Here is a 2,124-nt window from a genome sequence, read left to right as displayed (position 1 = left end):
CCGGCTCGACCTCGCCGGGCTGCCGGGCCTGCTCGACGGCGTGCAGATCGTCGTCGTGCGGATCCTCGGCACGCCGCGGAGCTGGCAGGAGGGCCTCGACACGCTACGGGCGTCGGGCGCGCACGTCGTCGTCCTCGGCGGGGAGCAGACGCCGGACGCCGAGCTGATGAAGCTCTCGACCGTCCCGGCCGGCATCGCCGCCGAAGCCCACGCCTACCTCGCGCAGGGCGGCCCGGCGAACCTCACCCAGCTGCACCGGTTCCTCTCCGACACGCTCCTGCTCACCGGTGACGGCTTCGAGCCGCCCGCCGAGCAGGCCGCGTGGGGCGTCCTCGAACGCCCTGCCCCGGCCGCCGGCGGCCCGGTGATCGGCATCCTGTACTACCGCGCGCACCACCTGTCCGGGAACACGGCGTTCGTGCACACCCTCGCCGACCAGATCGAAGCCGCGGGCGGGCGCGCGTTGCCGATCTACTGTGCTTCGCTGCGTACGCGCGAGCCGGAGATGATGGCGGAGCTGGCTTCCGTGGACGCCCTGCTGGTCACCGTGCTCGCGGCGGGCGGCACGCGGCCGTCCGAGGTCGGCGCCGGTGGCGACGACGAGGCCTGGGACGTCGCCGAGATGGCCGCCCTCGACGTCCCGATCCTGCAGGCGCTCTGCCTGACCAGCGACCGCGAGACGTGGGCGGCCAACGACGACGGCCTCTCCCCGCTCGACGCCGGGAACCAGATGGCCGTCCCGGAGTTCGACGGACGGCTGATCACGGTGCCGTTCTCGTTCAAGGAACTCGACGAAGACGGTCTCCCCCGGTACGTACCGGACGCCGAACGCGCGTCCCGCGTCGCCCGCATCGCGCTGGCGCACGCCCGGCTGCGGCACACACCCGCGTCGGAGCGGCGCATCGCGCTGATGCTCTCCGCGTACCCGACGAAGCACTCTCGCGTCGGCAACGCGGTCGGGCTGGACACACCCGCGTCGGCGATCGAGCTGCTGCGGCGGATGCGCGCGCAGGGCTACGACCTGGGGCCGGACGCCTTCCCGGGCGTCGACCCGACCGGCACCGACCAGCCCGACGGCGACGCGCTGATCCACGCCCTCATCGCCGCCGGCGGCCAGGACCCGGAGTGGCTCACCGAGGAACAGCTGGCCGGCAACCCGATCCGGGTGCCCGCCGCGCGGTACCAGGAGTGGTTCGACGCGCTGCCGGCCGAGCTGCGTGCGGGCGTCGAGGAGCACTGGGGCCCGGCGCCCGGCGAGCTGTACGTCGACAACGGCGACATCGTGCTGGCGTCCCTGCAGAGCGGCAACGTGATCATCATGATCCAGCCGCCCCGCGGGTTCGGCGAGAACCCCGTCGCGATCTACCACAACCCGGACCTGCCGCCGAGCCACCACTACCTGGCCGCGTACCGGTGGCTGGAAGAGGAGTTCGGCGCGCACGCCGTCGTCCACCTGGGCAAGCATGGGTCCCTCGAATGGCTGCCGGGCAAGACCGCGGGCCTCTCGGCGTCGTGCGCGCCGGACGCCGTGCTCGGGAACCTGCCGCTGGTGTACCCGTTCCTGATCAACGACCCGGGCGAGGGCGCGCAGGCCAAGCGGCGGGCGCACGCGACGATCGTCGACCACCTGATCCCGCCGATGGCGCGCGCGGAGTCCTACGGCGACATGGCGCGGCTGGAGCAGCTGCTCGACGAGCACGCGAACATCGCGGCGATGGACCCGGCGAAGCTGCCCGCCGTGCGCCAGCAGATCTGGACGCTGATCCAGGCCGCGAAGCTGGACCACGACCTCGGCATCGAGGAACGGCCGCACGACGCGGAGTTCGACGACTTCCTGCTGCACATCGACGGCTGGCTCTGCGAGGTCAAGGACGCGCAGATCCGCGACGGCCTGCACGTCCTGGGGGCGGCGCCGACCGGCGAGGCCCGCGTCAACCTGGTGCTGGCGATGCTGCGCGCGTCCCAGATGTGGGGCGGCAAGCAGGGTGCGGTGCCCGGTCTGCGATCCGCGCTGGGGCTCAAGGAAGACGCGCCGATGTCCGAAGTGGACGCGGTCGAGAAGACCGCGCGCGAGCTCGTCCGGACGATGGAGATGCGGGGCTGGGACGCGACCGCGGTCGCGTC

General features: G+C 72.9%; 1 protein-coding gene. It reads left to right on the top strand.

The window, feature by feature from the left end:
- On the top strand, positions 1–2,124 hold a 2,124-nt coding region (locus CCN39_RS47345), incomplete at both ends, for a cobaltochelatase subunit CobN (protein WP_208630688.1).

The organism is Amycolatopsis kentuckyensis (genome assembly GCF_002155975.1).
GTDB lineage: Bacteria > Actinomycetota > Actinomycetes > Mycobacteriales > Pseudonocardiaceae > Amycolatopsis > Amycolatopsis kentuckyensis.
Note: the sequence above shows the minus strand (reverse complement) of the source record. Positions and strands in the feature narration are given on the sequence as shown.